The organism is Serratia nevei, assembly GCF_037948395.1.
Classification (GTDB): domain Bacteria; phylum Pseudomonadota; class Gammaproteobacteria; order Enterobacterales; family Enterobacteriaceae; genus Serratia; species Serratia nevei.
This window is the reverse complement of record NZ_CP149940.1, coordinates 3,390,427-3,404,757: the sequence shown is the minus strand read 5'-3', so window position 1 is coordinate 3,404,757 and position 14,331 is coordinate 3,390,427. Positions and strand designations below refer to the sequence as shown.

15 protein-coding genes, 1 tRNA gene and 1 pseudogene are annotated in these 14,331 nt (G+C 57.2%); 10 read left to right on the top strand and 7 right to left on the bottom strand.

The window, feature by feature from the left end:
* The first annotated feature begins 84 nt into the window (after positions 1 to 84).
* Together hchA and V8N38_RS16335 are read left to right on the top strand one after the other, a co-directional pair.
* Positions 85 to 960 (top strand): glyoxalase III HchA, encoded by an 876-nt coding sequence (hchA, locus tag V8N38_RS16340; RefSeq protein WP_038877961.1) that lies wholly within the window; start codon positions 85 to 87, stop codon positions 958 to 960.
* Complete coding sequence (locus V8N38_RS16335; protein WP_060439516.1) at positions 957 to 1,685, top strand: PA1136 family autoinducer-binding transcriptional regulator; 729 nt, start codon at positions 957 to 959, stop codon at positions 1,683 to 1,685. Before hchA ends, V8N38_RS16335 begins: the two co-directional genes overlap by 4 nt.
* Here the strand turns inward: V8N38_RS16335 and V8N38_RS16330 are convergent.
* Positions 1,682 to 2,572, bottom strand: coding sequence for a LysR substrate-binding domain-containing protein (locus tag V8N38_RS16330; RefSeq protein ID WP_087763164.1), 891 nt, complete (start codon positions 2,570 to 2,572; stop codon positions 1,682 to 1,684). The two genes, V8N38_RS16335 and V8N38_RS16330, sit on opposite strands and share 4 nt — an antisense overlap.
* 50 nt (positions 2,573 to 2,622) lie before the next feature.
* Positions 2,623 to 2,670 carry a hypothetical protein gene (locus tag V8N38_RS26085; protein WP_223294892.1) on the bottom strand — a complete coding sequence of 16 codons (48 nt, stop codon included), beginning with the start codon at positions 2,668 to 2,670 and terminating at the stop codon, positions 2,623 to 2,625.
* A gap of 30 nt (positions 2,671 to 2,700) precedes the next feature.
* Here V8N38_RS26085 and V8N38_RS16325 point away from each other — a divergent pair, with 30 nt between their 5' ends.
* Positions 2,701 to 3,273, top strand: a complete 573-nt coding sequence (locus V8N38_RS16325) for a hypothetical protein (RefSeq protein ID WP_147840134.1) — start codon at positions 2,701 to 2,703, stop codon at positions 3,271 to 3,273.
* Between the two features lie 50 nt (positions 3,274 to 3,323).
* Here the strand turns inward: V8N38_RS16325 and V8N38_RS16320 are convergent, their stop codons facing one another.
* Entirely contained in the window at positions 3,324 to 5,030 is a 1,707-nt protein-coding gene (locus V8N38_RS16320) for a hemolysin (protein WP_147840135.1), read from the bottom strand.
* 690 nt (positions 5,031 to 5,720) lie between these two features.
* On the opposite strand from V8N38_RS16320, the gene V8N38_RS16315 reads away from it, so the two are divergent.
* Positions 5,721 to 6,095: a cell envelope integrity TolA C-terminal domain-containing protein gene (locus tag V8N38_RS16315; RefSeq protein ID WP_071883825.1), complete on the top strand. Its 375-nt coding sequence runs from the start codon at positions 5,721 to 5,723 to the stop codon at positions 6,093 to 6,095.
* Between the two features lie 181 nt (positions 6,096 to 6,276).
* On the opposite strand, the gene V8N38_RS16310 is transcribed toward V8N38_RS16315, so the two are convergent.
* Together V8N38_RS16310 and V8N38_RS16305 are read right to left on the bottom strand one after the other, a co-directional pair.
* Complete coding sequence (locus V8N38_RS16310) at positions 6,277 to 6,765, bottom strand: GNAT family N-acetyltransferase (RefSeq protein WP_060419081.1); 489 nt, start codon at positions 6,763 to 6,765, stop codon at positions 6,277 to 6,279.
* Between the two features lie 237 nt (positions 6,766 to 7,002).
* The gene (locus tag V8N38_RS16305) at positions 7,003 to 7,902 is read right to left on the bottom strand and encodes a LysR family transcriptional regulator (RefSeq protein ID WP_004928662.1); all 900 of its coding nucleotides are present in this window, start codon (positions 7,900 to 7,902) and stop codon (positions 7,003 to 7,005) included.
* Positions 7,903 to 8,129: 227 nt separating this feature from the next.
* Between V8N38_RS16305 and V8N38_RS16300 the strand changes: the two genes are divergently transcribed.
* The 5 genes and pseudogenes from V8N38_RS16300 to V8N38_RS16280 all read left to right on the top strand — a co-directional run bounded on the left by V8N38_RS16300 (position 8,130) and on the right by V8N38_RS16280 (position 12,035).
* Positions 8,130 to 8,480: a cyclophilin-like fold protein gene (locus V8N38_RS16300; protein WP_040171876.1), complete on the top strand. Its 351-nt coding sequence runs from the start codon at positions 8,130 to 8,132 to the stop codon at positions 8,478 to 8,480.
* A gap of 117 nt (positions 8,481 to 8,597) precedes the next feature.
* Positions 8,598 to 9,815: an MFS transporter gene (locus V8N38_RS16295; protein WP_074442806.1), complete on the top strand. Its 1,218-nt coding sequence runs from the start codon at positions 8,598 to 8,600 to the stop codon at positions 9,813 to 9,815.
* Positions 9,816 to 9,831: 16 nt separating this feature from the next.
* Positions 9,832 to 9,960, top strand: a pseudogene (locus V8N38_RS16290) (NAD(P)-dependent alcohol dehydrogenase); the annotation flags it as partial.
* Between the two features lie 34 nt (positions 9,961 to 9,994).
* Positions 9,995 to 11,023, top strand: a complete 1,029-nt coding sequence (locus V8N38_RS16285; RefSeq protein WP_004928673.1) for an alpha/beta hydrolase — start codon at positions 9,995 to 9,997, stop codon at positions 11,021 to 11,023.
* A gap of 25 nt (positions 11,024 to 11,048) precedes the next feature.
* Positions 11,049 to 12,035 carry an aldo/keto reductase gene (locus V8N38_RS16280; protein ID WP_147840136.1) on the top strand — a complete coding sequence of 329 codons (987 nt, stop codon included), beginning with the start codon at positions 11,049 to 11,051 and terminating at the stop codon, positions 12,033 to 12,035.
* A gap of 195 nt (positions 12,036 to 12,230) precedes the next feature.
* Here V8N38_RS16280 and V8N38_RS16275 read toward each other — a convergent pair whose 3' ends face one another.
* Complete coding sequence (locus tag V8N38_RS16275; protein WP_147840137.1) at positions 12,231 to 13,151, bottom strand: AraC family transcriptional regulator; 921 nt, start codon at positions 13,149 to 13,151, stop codon at positions 12,231 to 12,233.
* 105 nt (positions 13,152 to 13,256) lie between these two features.
* On the opposite strand from V8N38_RS16275, the gene V8N38_RS16270 reads away from it, so the two are divergent.
* Complete coding sequence (locus tag V8N38_RS16270) at positions 13,257 to 14,090, top strand: oxidoreductase (protein WP_147840161.1); 834 nt, start codon at positions 13,257 to 13,259, stop codon at positions 14,088 to 14,090.
* Positions 14,091 to 14,186: 96 nt separating this feature from the next.
* Here the strand turns inward: V8N38_RS16270 and V8N38_RS16265 are convergent.
* A tRNA-Asn gene (locus tag V8N38_RS16265) sits at positions 14,187 to 14,262 on the bottom strand.
* Positions 14,263 to 14,331 lie beyond the last annotated feature (69 nt).

Here is a 14,331-nt window from a genome sequence, read left to right as displayed (position 1 = left end):
TGCTTGAGGGATATCCCTCATTGCGGCCCCGCCGGCGGTTATTTAAGCTGAAAGGGCAACGTAACGGTGAATATGGAGATAATCATGACTGATTCAGTGTCCAACGATCGTAATCCCACCCCGGATGTGGCGGAAGACAACGCGTTCTTCCCATCGCCTTACTCCCTCAGCCAGTACACCTCGTCCAAAACCGACTTTGCGGGCGCCAGCTACCCGAACGCCTATCGCGGCGGCAAGTGGAAGGTGCTGATGATCGCCTCGCAGGAGCGCTACCTGCTGATGCAAAACGGCAAATTCTTCTCCACCGGCAACCACCCGGTCGAGATGCTGTTGCCGATGTATCACCTGGATCTGGCCGGTTTCGAGATCGACATCGCCACGCCGTCCGGCGATCCGGTGAAGCTGGAGATGTGGGCGTTCCCGCAGGAAGACGAAGCGGTCAAGGCCACCTATGAGAAGTACCGCAGCCAACTCAAGCAGCCGAAAAAGCTGACGGAGGTGGTGAAGGATCTGGATGGCGGCAACTACCTCGGCGTTTTCATCCCCGGCGGCCACGGCGTGCTGAATGATATTCCGTTCAGCGAAGAGGTGAAAAAGACCCTGCACTGGGCGCACGACAACGATCGCTACGTGATTTCTCTGTGCCACGGGCCGGCGGGCCTGCTGGCGGCGGGCATCGGCGAGCGCAAAGAGGATTTCCTCTATCGCGGCTATGAGATGTGCGTGTTCCCGGACTCGCTCGATACCGGCGCCAACATCGACATCGGCTACATCCCCGGCCCGATGCCCTGGCTGGTGGGCGAACGCCTGCGCGAGCGGGGCGTCAAGATCGTCAACGCCGACATCACCGGCAAGGTGCATAAAGATCGGCGCCTGCTGACCGGCGACAGCCCGCTGGCCTCCAACAACCTCGGCAAGCTGGCGGCGGAGACGCTGTTGGCCGACGTCGCCGCGCGATGAGCGACGAGATCGCACAGCGCGCTTTCCAGACGGCGCTGGCGATGGACCACGAGCGAACCCTGTCCGCCATTCAGGGGCGGGTTCGCGCCTTCGCCGCGCCGTTCGGCTTCGATCGCTTTGTGCTGTTTTCCGCTTCCGCCGCGGCGGAGGCGGGGATCGAGCATATCTATTGGGTCGAGGGCGACTGGTTCGGCGACGGCGAGGCCGTCGATGCGTTGACCTACGTGCGGCACTGCCCGGTGACCCGGCACATGTTGCGGGTCAGCGAGCCGTTTTTCTGGACCAAAACCCGGGCGGAGCAGGGCGAACGCTACCGGATTGTGCGCACGCCGCGCGGTGCGGGCCTGCACGGCGTGCAGATCCCGGTATTTGGCCCAGCCGGTTTGGAGGGCGCCGTCAGCCTGGGGGGCGAGCGCATCGACGCTTCGCCGCTGGTGCGGCTGGCGCTGTCGCTGGTGGGCACGGCGGCCTTTCAGGCGGCGCGGCGGCTGTTCGCACCGGCGGCCGGCGAGGGAGAGGGCCGGCTGTCGGCACGCGAGCGCGAGGTGCTGAGCTGGACCGCCATCGGCCGGCGGCAGGCGGATATCGCTGCGATGCTCGGCCTGTCTGAACGCACGGTGGAAAACCACCTGCGGCGCATTCGCCAACGCCTTGGCGCCGCCACCACCGCGCAGGCGATCGGCGTGGCGATCCGCCTGGGGGAAATCGCCCCCGAGCGCCGTTAGCCCGCCGCCATTTGCCGCAGCAACCATTCGCGCAGCGCAATGATATCGGGGCGCTGCGCGGTTTCTTCGGTGGTCACCAGGTAATAGTTGGCGCCGGGTAACGACATCTCGAACGGCGCGGCCAGCACGCCGCGCTGCAACAAATCGCGCGCCAGCAGCCGGCTGGCGATCACCACCCCTTGGCCCGCCACCGCCGCCTGCAGCGCATGCGTCTCGTCGCTGAAGGTCAGTCCGGCTTCCACGTTCAACCCTTCCGGCCCGTAGCGCCGCCGCCAGTTTTCCCAGGTCGGCGCGTCGGCGGGCACCTGCCGATGTTCCACGTGAAACAGCGTTACCCGCTGCAAATCCTCGCTGCGCTCCAGCGCCAGCGCCGGGCTGGCCACCACGATAAAGCGATCCTCATGCAGCAGGGTGCAGTGCAGATCGCTTTCCGGCGTTTCACGATAGCGAATGGCGACGTCCACGGTGCGCTGGTTGAGATCGACGCGCTCGACGCTGGTGTGCAGGCGCAGATCGATGGCGGGAAACTCCGCCTTGAAATCCGCCAGGCGCGGCACCAGCCAGTGGGTGAGAAAATTGGAGGTGGTGGTAACGGTCAGCGCCGGCGGCTGTTGGGCGCGGGTGATTTGGGCGACGGACTGCTCCAGCGCGGCGAAGGCGCGCTGGGTGCCGGCATACAGGATCTCGCCGGTCTCGGTCAGGCTGACGCCCTGCGCGCTGCGCTCGCACACCCGGCATTCCAGCACCGATTCCAGCAGCTTGATCTGATGGCTGACCGCCGTCGCGCTGACGCCCAGCTCCTCGGCGGCCAGCTTGAAGCTGCGGCAGCCGGCCACGGCGTGGAAGGCGCGCAGCGCGCCCAGCGGCGGCAAACGGGGTTTTCTCATGGCTGAGTTATTCTCATCTAAGGCTGAAAACTATGAGTTTGTCTGAACGATTATACAAGAGATAGGCTAGCGACATGTGAACAGGGGAATGAATTAATTTCATCATTTCCACATGTCGGGAGTTAACGATGAGCCTTTATATCAACAACGGCGCCCTGGGCGCCATGGAACACGCGGGAACGGCGGCGAGCGGTCTGGCGCTCAGCGTGCCGGTCGCGGCGGGCGCCTTGCTGCTGAAGACCGAAAGCCTGCTGGGCATCGGCGTAACGCTGATGCTGCTAACGGCATTGGCGCTGGCGTTTCTCGGCGGCGCCGCGCTGGCCCGCTGGCAGCCGCTGCGGAAGCGGCCTGCGCTGGCTGTGCTCCGCTACGGTTTTTTGCTGGCGGCGGCGGGGTGGCTATTGACGCTGCTGATGCTGTTCGGCGGCCATGATTGGCCGGCCCTGCTGGCGGGCATCGCCCTCGGCGGCCTGGGGCAGGGCGTAGCCTACCGCACGGCGGTGGGGGAGAAAGCGGCGTTCGCCGTGGCGTGCAGGCTGGCGACGGTGGTGAGCATCGTGGCCGTGGTGGTTGCCGCGTTGCTGATTCAAACCTACGCCGCGCCGGGCGCGAGAGGAAGCTGTTTCGCGCTGGCGTTGCTGGTCGATCTGGCGCTGTTGGGGGCGTTGATGGCGCGGGTTGCGGAGCGGGATGGGGCCTGAGCCGTCGTGCTGAAGGAAAACAGCCCGCCGGTAAACCCGGCGGGCTTCGCTTAGGCGGCCGCGAGCTCTTGCGGCGTAACGGTTTGCAAGCCGACGAGCTGAATGGTCGGCTGCTCGAGCGTGATGCCGAAGTCGCCTTGTGCCCAATTGTAGATATTGACGACGTGCTGATTGAGCGCGCTTTCACCCTGCATGAATATCGACAGATCCTGCGTATGGGTTTGCGCGTTGTAGTTCAGCGAGAAGCTGCTGTTTGAGCCTTCGGTGCCGAAGGCCAGCAGGTGGTTATCGATAGACAGGGAAGAGGCCTGTAAAAAGCCCAGCTCGAAGCTGTCGTCGATGTAGATATTGTGGGTCTGCTTTACGGGAATATTCAGCAGGCTGTTGGGGAAGGGCACATCGTTGGACAGCATGCTCAGGTTCACGCCGAGATAATCCTGCGGCGCGCTCCCACCCGGCGCAGTGGTATAGCCGTGCTCGAAGCGAATCTCGCTGGAGCCTTTGCCCAGGTTGACCTCCAGACCGTTGGCCGGCGTCAGCACCCGATCGTTAAAGGTGACGTTATCCTTAAAGTCCGTCAGCTTTACCGCCTCGATGTTGTACAGCCCGTCCTTAAAGCCATACAGCCCGATGCCGTTTTTCTCGATCACCCCGCGCCCGCCATAGCTGCCCTGGGCGTCAAACTTCAGGTTTACCCCGTGCGACAGGCTGGAATAATCGACCGTATCATGGCCGCTGCCGCCGTCGATGACCGTCCAGCCGTAGTTGCCGGCGTTGTTTTGCCAGCCGCGCGGCACGCTGATGGTGTCGTCGCCGCTGCCGGTGTTAACGGCGATATTGCCGAACGCCAGCGTGAAATCGTCGTCATACAGCGTACCGACGCGGTACAGATTCGGCGTGGACAGCACGTCGGCAATGTCGTTGAAAATCGCCGAGCCGATATCCAGCTTGCCGGGAATGAGGCTGCCGCCGCCGGTCACGCTGCTGCCGTAGGATTCGGTGTAGAAATCACGCGCCGCTTCGGCGGCGAGGCGGATGGTCTCGTGGCCAATGCCGAGGGTGGTTAAATAGGTGGGCACTTCGCCCGCCAGCAGCGTTTCAACCACGTAGCTGAGGTTTTTCATCTGCATGGAGACCTGCGCCGCCGCAATCAAATCATAGGTGCCGCTTTCGACCTTAAAAGGCGAGGTGTCGTTGGTGGCCACCCATTCGGTAAAGAACGAGGTGTCGCCTAAATAAGAGAACAGCGTGGTGCCGGCCCAGGGTGAATAGTTGGGGGCGCCGGTCGAGGAAGCATCGGTGAACACCTCGGACGCCGCCGCTCCCGCGTCGATCAGGCCGACCTCGTGAATGTCCGGCACTTTGGCGCTGGTGGGCGGGGCATCCGGCAGCGGCGCGTTGGGATCGCTGCTCAGATCGACGCCAAACAGCGTCTTGGCGAAGTTCTTGGCGATGTTGTCGGAGGCATTTTGAATGCGCGTTTCCCAGTCATCGGGAACATGCCCGGTGCGCAGCTCATACTGCAGCTTGGTTTGGTCGCGAATGTAATGGGCAAACGCCCCCTGATTCGAGTTCACGCCATAGGCGCCTTTGATCCAGGTATACACCGCGATATCCACGCCCTGAATAGGTTGGTTGGCATGGTTGGGATCGGTGAGCGCATCGACGGAGGCGGCATACACGGCCGGCCAATCGCCGGCTTTGGCGGCCTCCCAAATCGCTTGCAGTTTTTCTCGGTCGGTAATGACGTAAGCCATATAAACACTCCTTGTTGCTGAGAGATTGCTGTGAAATTCAACATGATGAATGGAGGCGCGCGATGGAATAAACCGAAACCCGTACAGCCAGAAACGCGCATGCCGCGAGCCGCAGCGAACGATGGGCGGCAGGCGCCCATAGCGAAAGGATAGACGCTACTTGCCGAGTGCGAACAATTCGCTTATCGATTGTTTTTACAGGATTATTGCTGTAAATCGGCGGGTTAACCCGCGTATTGGCGTCAGGAAGGGATTTCCGTCAGCTGGGTTAGGAATCTTCTTAGATAAAAGAGTGGGTTTCGCTGGTGGGGGTTGGCCAAGCGTTGGCGTTATGGTGGTGGTTGTGGCTGCCGCTTTGCGGATTCACACCGACGGCAACGCAGGGGGGGGGTTCGCTCCAACGCTGCTGGGGCGTGGAATAGGGTGGGGAGATGCTGGCGTGGGGACTCTGGCGGTCGGCTTTGTGCCAGAAGCGGACGTATAAACTGCTTGTACTAATTATTAGGTAATAAATTGCAGTCTCTTCCCCGCTTCTACATATTCAGAAAGATCATTCGAAACATCTAGTTGATGTAGATAATTAGTGGTTGAAAGGTGCCAGGAATGACGGAAGAATAGGCCTATATTGCTGAGTTTAAATGGGTTGAGGGGCAAAAAGTGGGCTCGCCTGAAACAGTAAAGAAAATCGTTATGCTGGCCATTTTGGCTAGTCTTACTGCGGGTTGCGCACCGTTACATCCTTCCGGCTGTCATAAGACCACGGCAACGGGTAGTTGCAGTTCAGGACGTTGGGATGATCAGGATGAATGGGGCGTGCAAGCGAGGGCAATCAGGGCGGCAATAAATGCTGAACTTGATGAGCCGCAAAACTGGAAGGGGAAAAAATGCAGGTTGCATATTGAATTTGCTCAGGATGGCACGGCTTTAAACGTATCAACCAGCAATGGCAATACAGCCTATTGCGAAGCGATAAAGTCAGCAGCCCATAAAGCCAAATTTCCAGCCTTCAACAATCCAGAAGTCTATAGAGATTTTCAAAAATCGGGCTTCGATATGCGCGGTTAGCCCGATAATAGCCCTTTCAGTACCCGCTACTCGCTCAAAGCAGGCCCAATGACCACGTAGCCTGTCCGTTGCGTGCCAGAAACGGACATTGATGATGTGAAGATATATAGTGGTAGATTGCCTATCGATAGTTGATATTACCCGAGATTGTCTCCGAAAATTATGATTAACGGATTGCTGATCAGTCGGATCCTAGCAAAAGACTCATATCAAAACCAGTTATCCGAAAACCAAACTCTTTATATAATTTTAAAGCCCTTTGATTGTCCGGTGATACTCTGAGTTCCACCTCATATGCGCCCTGTTGAGTCAGCTCATTCAGGAATGCACGGATAAAATCCCGACCCATTCCCTTACCCTGAAATTCTGGGAGAAGCATTATATCTGACAAAAAGGCTGAGTTATCTTCCAGGCTGAACCACAGATATCCCGCAGCCTGACTGTCATGTTCATAAGTTCTAAAATGGTTATTTTGAGTATTGATACCCGCTGGCAAGGCTGCTTTAAATGATTTCGACGCCTCTATCTGGGCTTTTTTACGACTGTACCGATGATTTGCCATCAGGTCTTCAACATAGTCATTTAAAGAGAGGCCCCCCCAGAAGTGAAACTCGTCGTCATGCATGGGCCTATAAATTGATTTGGGGATTTTTGACTGTTTTGTTTTCAATTTACTGTCTCATTCTTAATAGCAACGTAACGCATACTTAGTACTACTCTACCGAATTATCCGCCGATTCAGCATGATAAAATTATATCATATAGCTTTGTCCACGGAACGTAATTTTGCTGACGCCTAAGTCTGCACTTCGCTCAAAGCAGACCCAATGACCACGTAGCCTGTCCGTTGCGTGCCTGAAGCGGACGTTCACGTCCTTTCTTGAAATATTGGCCCGATAATTCAGCGTTAAATTTTCCGGTTAATACGCAACGCATCCACAACGAGTGAAAACGCTGGGGAAGGCTGTTTACGGCTGGGATAATAAAGATAGTAGCCGGGAAAAGGACGGCACCATTCTTCAAGCACGCGGATCAGTTTTCCTTCCTGCAGATGTGTGCCGAACTCCTCTTCAGGTAAAAAGGCAATGCCTAGTCCGGCAAGAGCTGCGTCAACGACGTGTTCCGATGTATTAAACGTCATTTGCCCTTCAACCCGAACGTGAAATTTACCGTTTTCCTGCTCAAACTCCCAGGCGTAAATTTTCCCCGATTGAACCATGCGCTCATTAATACAGCAGTGTTGCATCAGATCGCGTGGCGTCTGAGGGGCGGCGCACCGGGCAAAATACTCAGGGGAAGCTACAGCCGCCATGCGCAGTTTCGGGCCAATGGGTACGGCTATCATATCTTTGTCGATAGTGTCTCCGAGCCGCACGCCGGCATCAAAACGATCCGCAACGATATCCCGGAACCCGTGGTTGGCATCAAACTCAATATGAATATCAGGATATTCGCGTAACAGTGGTGTCAGCTTTGGCAGCAGCGTGGTCTTCAGAACATTAGGTCCACATGTAATACGGACGGTCCCCGCAGGTTTATCACGCAGTGCCGTCAGCATGTCCAGCTCGGCTTCAATCTCATCAATACGATGGCCCACAGACTGCAGCAGTCGCTCCCCGGCAGCCGTCACTGACACACTGCGCGTGGTCCTTGTCAGCAGGCGGATTTGCATCCGTTCTTCCAGCCCGGAAATCGCCTGGCTCAGTGCGGGCTGGGTCACGCCGAGCTGGGCGGCAGCGCGCGTAAAGCTGCCTTCACGCGCCACGGTGACGAAAGAGAGTAAGTCGTTGAGATTGCGTCTGGCCATGCTCGTTTCCGGTCCATTTATAAATTTTACTTATAAGGGTATTAAGTATTCATTAGCTAGTTAACCCGCTGCATATTGGTAACAATAATGCGATGAAAAAGTCAACGCTAACCCTTATGCAAAACGCTTACTGCAGAACATCACTGCTGCTCCTTGCCGGCCTGCTTTTCGTCACGCAGTCCGCTATGGCGGGTGAGAACGACCGGGGAGTGGCGCAGGAGACGCTTATGAAAATTGAGATCATTGTGGAGGGAGAAACCGCCACCGCCACCCTCTTTGATACGCCGACAGGCCGGGACTTTGCGTCTTTGCTTCCCCTCAGCCTGACGCTGGAAGACTATGACGATATTGAGCGTATAAGCGACCTGCCGCGCAGGCTTTCCACGGTGCAGGCACCGGACGGCATGACGCCGGAAGCCGGAGATATCACTTACTACGCGCCCTGGGGCAACCTGGCGATTTTTGCCCGGGGCAGGGCTTACGCCCGTTCACTGATCCCGTTAGGGAAAGTGGATTCCGGACTGCCGGTCCTGCAGCGCCACGGACCTCTTGCGGTGCAGATCAGGGTCGCCAACTGACCCGCAGCACCTTCCGTACCGCGATTATCCCTCTTAACCCGTCCCCGTATGCCGTTTCAGCTCTTCCTGCAGCGCGGGGCACAGACTTCATGTTATCTACTGAAAAGAAATCCCTGAATGAGTAATAAGACAGACGAAAACAGAAAAAAAAACACCGGAAGCGGGAAACAGCCTGCGCACTGGAGTGGTGTCTTTGCCATGACGCTGTGCGTCTTCGCCCTGATCGCCTCCGAATTCATGCCGGTCAGCCTGCTGACACCGATGGCGCAGACCCTTCGTGTCACCGAAGGCATGGCCGGACAGGGCATCGCCATTTCCGGGGCATTTGCAGTGGTAACCAGCCTGTTTATTTCCGTGCTGGCAGGCACGCTTAACCGGAAAACGCTGCTGCTCGGCCTGACCTGCATTATGGCAATTTCCGGTGCTGTTATTGCGATGGCACCCAATTACCTGACCTATATGGCGGGCAGGGCCCTGATTGGCATTGTGGTCGGCGGGTTCTGGTCGATGTCGGCCGCGACGGCAATGCGTCTGGTCCCGGTGCATCGTGTTCCGCTGGCGCTGGCTATTTTCAACAGCGGCAATGCTTTGGCTACCGTCGTGGCTGCCCCTCTGGGCAGCTGGCTCGGATCGGTTGTTGGCTGGCGGGGCGCCTTCTTCTGCCTAGTGCCGGTCGCCATCATCGCGTTTGTTTGGCAATTACTCAGTCTGCCTTCCATGTCGGTCACCCGTCAGGCGGCGGCTTCCCGCAACGTTTTCACGCTGTTTCGTCGCCGGGTGGTCACGCTGGGCATGCTGGGTGTGGGGATCTTCTTTATGGGGCAATTCACGCTCTTTACCTACATTCGGCCTTTCCTTGAGACGGTGACGCGGGTGGATGCCGCAACGGTGACCCTGGTCCTGCTGGTTATTGGTGTCGCGGGTTTCATCGGCACTACGCTGATTGGCCGGGTGTTAAAACGCGGGTTCTACCCGACCCTGATGGCCATCCCGGTACTGATGGCCATCACCGCGCTGGCACTGATTGCCTTCGGCAGTCAGGTAGCCATCGTGACGGCGCTGCTTGGGCTGTGGGGGCTGATTTCCACTGCCGCACCGGTGGGATGGTGGGCATGGGTTCCACGTACCTTCCCTCAGAATGCCGAAGCGGGCGGCGGACTGATGGTGGCGATGGTGCAGCTGTCCATTGCTCTCGGTTCGACGGTGGGCGGCCTGCTTTTCGACCATCACGGCTACCAGAGCACCTTCCTGGCCAGCGCCGCGATGCTGATTATCGCAACCGTACTGATCTTTCTGACCTCGCGGGCAGACACTTCTGCCGCAGACCATTCATAAACCCAGGAGTAATGCCATGACAGTTAAAGCTTACGGTGCCCATGCGGGCACACTGCCGCTGGAGCCGATGGATATCACCCGTCGCGCCCCCGGTGCCCATGATGTGCAGATTAATATCGCGTACTGCGGCGTCTGTCATTCGGATAACGCCACCCTGGCTTAATGATAAGGAGACCATCATGAAAAAATTTACGTTAGCGCTGGGGCTGTTGATCAGTGCATTTGCTTCCTCTGCGGCGGATATGTCCCGTGGGGCCGATAATTTTTATAAAAGCGATAAGGTGACGCAGCAAAAAGTCACCTTTAAAAACCAGTATCAGATGGCCGTGGTCGGCAACCTGTTTATCCCGAAAAAGATGAACCAGAATACCCGACACCCGGCGATCGTCGTGGGTCACCCGATGGGAGCCGTTAAGGAACAGAGTTCGAATCTTTATGCGCAGAAGCTGGCGGAGCAGGGGTTTGTCACGCTGGCTATCGATCTCTCTTTCTGGGGCGAAAGCGAGGGCAAACCGGGGCACCTGATTTCACCGGAAATCTACACAGATGATTTCAGCGCGGCGGTTGATTATCTAAGCACACAGCCGTTTGTCGATCCGGATAGTATCGGTGTATTAGGTATCTGCGGCAGCGGAAGTTTTGTTATCAGTGCTGCCAAGATTGACCCGCGTATGAAAGCCATTGCCACCGTCAGCATGTATGACATGGGGGCTGCATTTCGCAACGGCCTCAACCATTCCCAGACGCCGGAACAACGAAAGGCCTTTATCCGGTCAGCCACAGAGCAGCGTTTAGCAGAGTTTCAGGGAGGCGAGACGGCCTACATTCCCGGTACCGTGAATACACTGGACGCTTCAACGCCGGATATTCAGCGTGAGTTTTTTGATTTCTACCGCACCGAACGCGGTGGTTACACCCCGAAGGGTGAGAAAGAAGCACTGACGACGAAACCGATGTTGAGCAGTATCGGCAAGTTTATGAACTTCTATCCGTTCAACGATATTGAAACCATTTCACCGCGTCCGATGCTGTTTATCACCGGCGATCGGGCTCACTCAAAAGAGTTCAGCGAGGATGCATTCAAACGCGCCGGTCAGCCTAAAGAGCTTTATGTCGTACCGGGCGCAGGGCATGTCGATCTCTATGATCGTACCGACGTGATCCCTTTTGACAAACTGACAGACTTTTTCCGTAAGAACCTGCAATAACACGTTCAGTTAAGGAGCATCTGACATGAACTATAAACATCTGGGTCGTACCGGTCTGCGGGTGAGCCGCATCGGTCTCGGTACCATGAATTTCGGTGAGCTGACGGATGAGCCGGCCAGCTTCAGGATCATGGATGAAGCCGTGGATGCGGGTATCAACTTTTTCGATACCGCCGACGTCTATGGCGGACCGCAGTCGCCGGATATGGCAAAGGGGTACGGGACATCCGAAGAGATCATCGGTAACTGGTTGGCGCGCAGTGGCCAGCGTGATCGAATCGTGCTGGCCACGAAAGTTTACCAGCCGATGGACACGGGCCCGAATGACAAATACCTGTCCGCTTACCATATTCGCCGGGCCTGTGAGGCCAGTCTGAAAAGACTGAAAACGGACCATATCGATCTCTACCAGATGCACCATATCGACCGGAACACCCCCTGGGAGGAGATCTGGCAGGCCATGGAACAGCTGATCCGTGAGGGTAAAATCAGCTACGTGGGCAGCAGTAACTTTGCCGGCTGGGATATTGCCACCGCACAGTGCACGGCTGATGCGCGCAACCTGCTGGGGCTGGCATCGGAACAGAGCCTTTACAACCTGACCCAGCGCACGGTTGAGCTTGAAGTCATTCCGGCACTGCGCCATTACGGCATTGGCCTGATCCCCTGGAGCCCGGTCGGGATGGGGATGCTGGGTGGCGTGCTGAAAAAAATTGCCGATGGCCGCCGGGCAACACCGCAGCTGCAGGCACAAATCAATCGCTTGCGGCCGCAACTGGAGGCCTGGGAAACGCTGTGTGATGAGCTGGGGGAGGTGCCCTCAGACGTCGCGTTGGCCTGGCTGTTGCAGAATCCCGTGGTTACCGCTGTGCTCAGTGGTCCGCGCACAGCTGAACAGCTTCGTCAGAATCTCAATGCCCTGACGTTGTCCCTTTCAGGCGATACGCTCAAAAGACTGGATACCATCTGGCCGGGACCGGGTGGGGAAGCCCCTGAAGCCTACGCATGGTAACCGTTATCCGTGTTAACAATTACCGGCCTTCGGGTCGGTAAGTACGTTATTTCAGTCAAATTTATTTATCACCTGAAGATGTTGTTCTTTGCTTTAATACTTTGATGTCCGCTCTCGCTCATAGTGGATTTTCTCCCCAAGTGCCGATCCGCCTGGCGCCAGAAGCGAACTATCGTTCGCCTGACCAAATAAGCCTCAGTGCGATGAAACAAATACCGAGGCAGGCTGCGCGGGCGGAATGGCGAAGTGATGCTGCATACGCTTTATCTCCTCTGCCGGTGGCAGGCCAAACAGACGCTTGAATTCGCGGTTAAATTGCGATGGGCTTTCATAGCCAACGGCGTAACTCGCGGCGGCGGCGGTGATTTGTTGGCGCACCATCAGCATCCGTGCCTGGTGCAGGCGTACCGATTTCACATACTGCATCGGCGGCATCTGCGTTATCGCCTTGAAATGGCTATGAAAGGTCGGCACGCTCATGCCGGCCCTCATCGCCAGCTGCGTCAGCGTTAACGGCTCCGCGTAAGCGGCATGGATGTGCTGCAACGCTTTACCGATTTTGCCAAACTGGCCCTGCAAGGCCAGCGCGGCACGCATTGCGTTGCCCTGTGCGCCTGTCAGCACGCGAAAATAAAGCTCACGCACCCGCGCCGGGCCGAGGATTGCCGCCTCAAGCGGGTTAGCCAGGACTTCAAGTAAGCGAAGTACGGCCATTTTTACCGCGCCGTCCATGGGGCTCGACATCATGCTTTGCGGCGCGACGGGAGGATGCGGGGCGCCATGCTGTTCAATCTGCAGCATCAGTTCCGCGGCAAGCTGAAAATCCAGATGCATATAAATCGCCAGCAGCGGATGTGCTGCCGACGCGTCGGTTTCCATCACAAATGGCACCGGCACCGAAACCGCCAGGTAGTGCTGCTCATCATATAAATAGGTCTGTTGACCGAAATAGCCGCGTTTGCTGCCCTGGCAGACGATCACGATCCCCGGATCGTAAAGCACCGGCGTTCTGGCAAGCGGGCGATCGGAGCGCAAAATTCGCACATCAGGCAGGGCAGTGAGGTTGTATCCCTCTTGCATCGCAAGTCTATTCATCAGGGCAATCATGTCGGACATCCCACCACCTCATAAAATCAGGCAAGAAAAAGAGAAGATACGGCCTAAAAATGCGGCAGAACAGAGAATACCATGCAACCTTCTTGGTTCATGGGAGTTCTTTTTATGGCATCTGCAAAAACGATTTTAATCACCGGCGTCAGCAGTGGCTTTGGCCAGGCGCTGGCGCGGGAAGCCCTCGCCGTAGGGCATCGGGTTGTAGGGACGGTGCGCAACAGCGGAGCACTGCAGGCTTTCGGCGCGCTCGATACGCAGCGCGCTTTTGGCTATCTGCTTGATGTCACGGACGTTGAGCGTATTGATGAGGTGGTTGGAAAGATTGAGTCCGCCGTCGGTCCGATAGATGTGCTGGTGAACAATGCCGGTTACGGCCACGAAGGCATTCTGGAAGAGTCCCCGCTTGCAGAGCTGCGCCGCCAGTTTGACGTCAATGTGTTTGGCGCGGTGGCGATGATCAAAGCCGTGCTGCCGGGCATGCGCCAGCGCCGTCGCGGCCACATTATCAATATCACCTCAATGGGCAGCTTCATTACCTTGCCCGGTATCAGCTATTACTGCGGCAGCAAATTTGCACTGGAAGGGATATCAGAAACCTTAAGTAAAGAGCTTGCCCCGTTCAACCTACATGTGACCGCCGTGGCGCCGGGCTCGTTTCGGACGGACTGGGCCGGGCGTTCAATGGTACGCAGCCCTCGCTGTCTCCCTGACTATGACGCGTTATTTGAACCTGTTCGTCAGGCGCGTCAGGAAAAAAGCGGCAAGCAACTGGGCGATCCCGTGAAGGCGGCTCACGCCATGCTGGCATTGATCGAGAGCCGGAATCCACCCACGCATCTGTTGTTAGGCAGTGACGCATTAAGTTTGGTGCGGCAAAAGCTCGAGGCGTTAGGCAAGGAAATTGAACAATGGGAGAAACTTACCCGTTCAACGGATGGCTGAACGGTTTCGGGTAGGGAGAGTGCAGGGGATCATCGATGATGATCTTCCAACAGCAAAAAGCCCGCTCAGGTTTCCCTGAGCGGGCTTCTCTAAATATGGCTCCTCTGACTGGACTCGAACCAGTGACATACGGATTAACAGTCCGCCGTTCTACCGACTGAACTACAGAGGAATCGTTTGAACGGGGCGAATAATAGCGAGGCGCCGTCGGCATGTCAAAGGCGGATTACACATTCTGTGA

Coding starts and splice junctions, on each gene's coding strand:
- hchA (WP_038877961.1), top strand. CDS start 85: ATGACTGATTCAGTGTCCAACGATCGTAATCCCACCCCGGATGTGGCG.
- V8N38_RS16335 (WP_060439516.1), top strand. CDS start 957: ATGAGCGACGAGATCGCACAGCGCGCTTTCCAGACGGCGCTGGCGATG.
- V8N38_RS16330 (WP_087763164.1), bottom strand. CDS start 2,572: ATGAGAAAACCCCGTTTGCCGCCGCTGGGCGCGCTGCGCGCCTTCCAC.
- V8N38_RS16325 (WP_147840134.1), top strand. CDS start 2,701: ATGAGCCTTTATATCAACAACGGCGCCCTGGGCGCCATGGAACACGCG.
- V8N38_RS16320 (WP_147840135.1), bottom strand. CDS start 5,030: ATGGCTTACGTCATTACCGACCGAGAAAAACTGCAAGCGATTTGGGAG.
- V8N38_RS16315 (WP_071883825.1), top strand. CDS start 5,721: ATGCTGGCCATTTTGGCTAGTCTTACTGCGGGTTGCGCACCGTTACAT.
- V8N38_RS16305 (WP_004928662.1), bottom strand. CDS start 7,902: ATGGCCAGACGCAATCTCAACGACTTACTCTCTTTCGTCACCGTGGCG.
- V8N38_RS16300 (WP_040171876.1), top strand. CDS start 8,130: ATGAAAATTGAGATCATTGTGGAGGGAGAAACCGCCACCGCCACCCTC.
- V8N38_RS16295 (WP_074442806.1), top strand. CDS start 8,598: ATGAGTAATAAGACAGACGAAAACAGAAAAAAAAACACCGGAAGCGGG.
- V8N38_RS16285 (WP_004928673.1), top strand. CDS start 9,995: ATGAAAAAATTTACGTTAGCGCTGGGGCTGTTGATCAGTGCATTTGCT.
- V8N38_RS16280 (WP_147840136.1), top strand. CDS start 11,049: ATGAACTATAAACATCTGGGTCGTACCGGTCTGCGGGTGAGCCGCATC.
- V8N38_RS16275 (WP_147840137.1), bottom strand. CDS start 13,151: ATGTCCGACATGATTGCCCTGATGAATAGACTTGCGATGCAAGAGGGA.
- V8N38_RS16270 (WP_147840161.1), top strand. CDS start 13,257: ATGGCATCTGCAAAAACGATTTTAATCACCGGCGTCAGCAGTGGCTTT.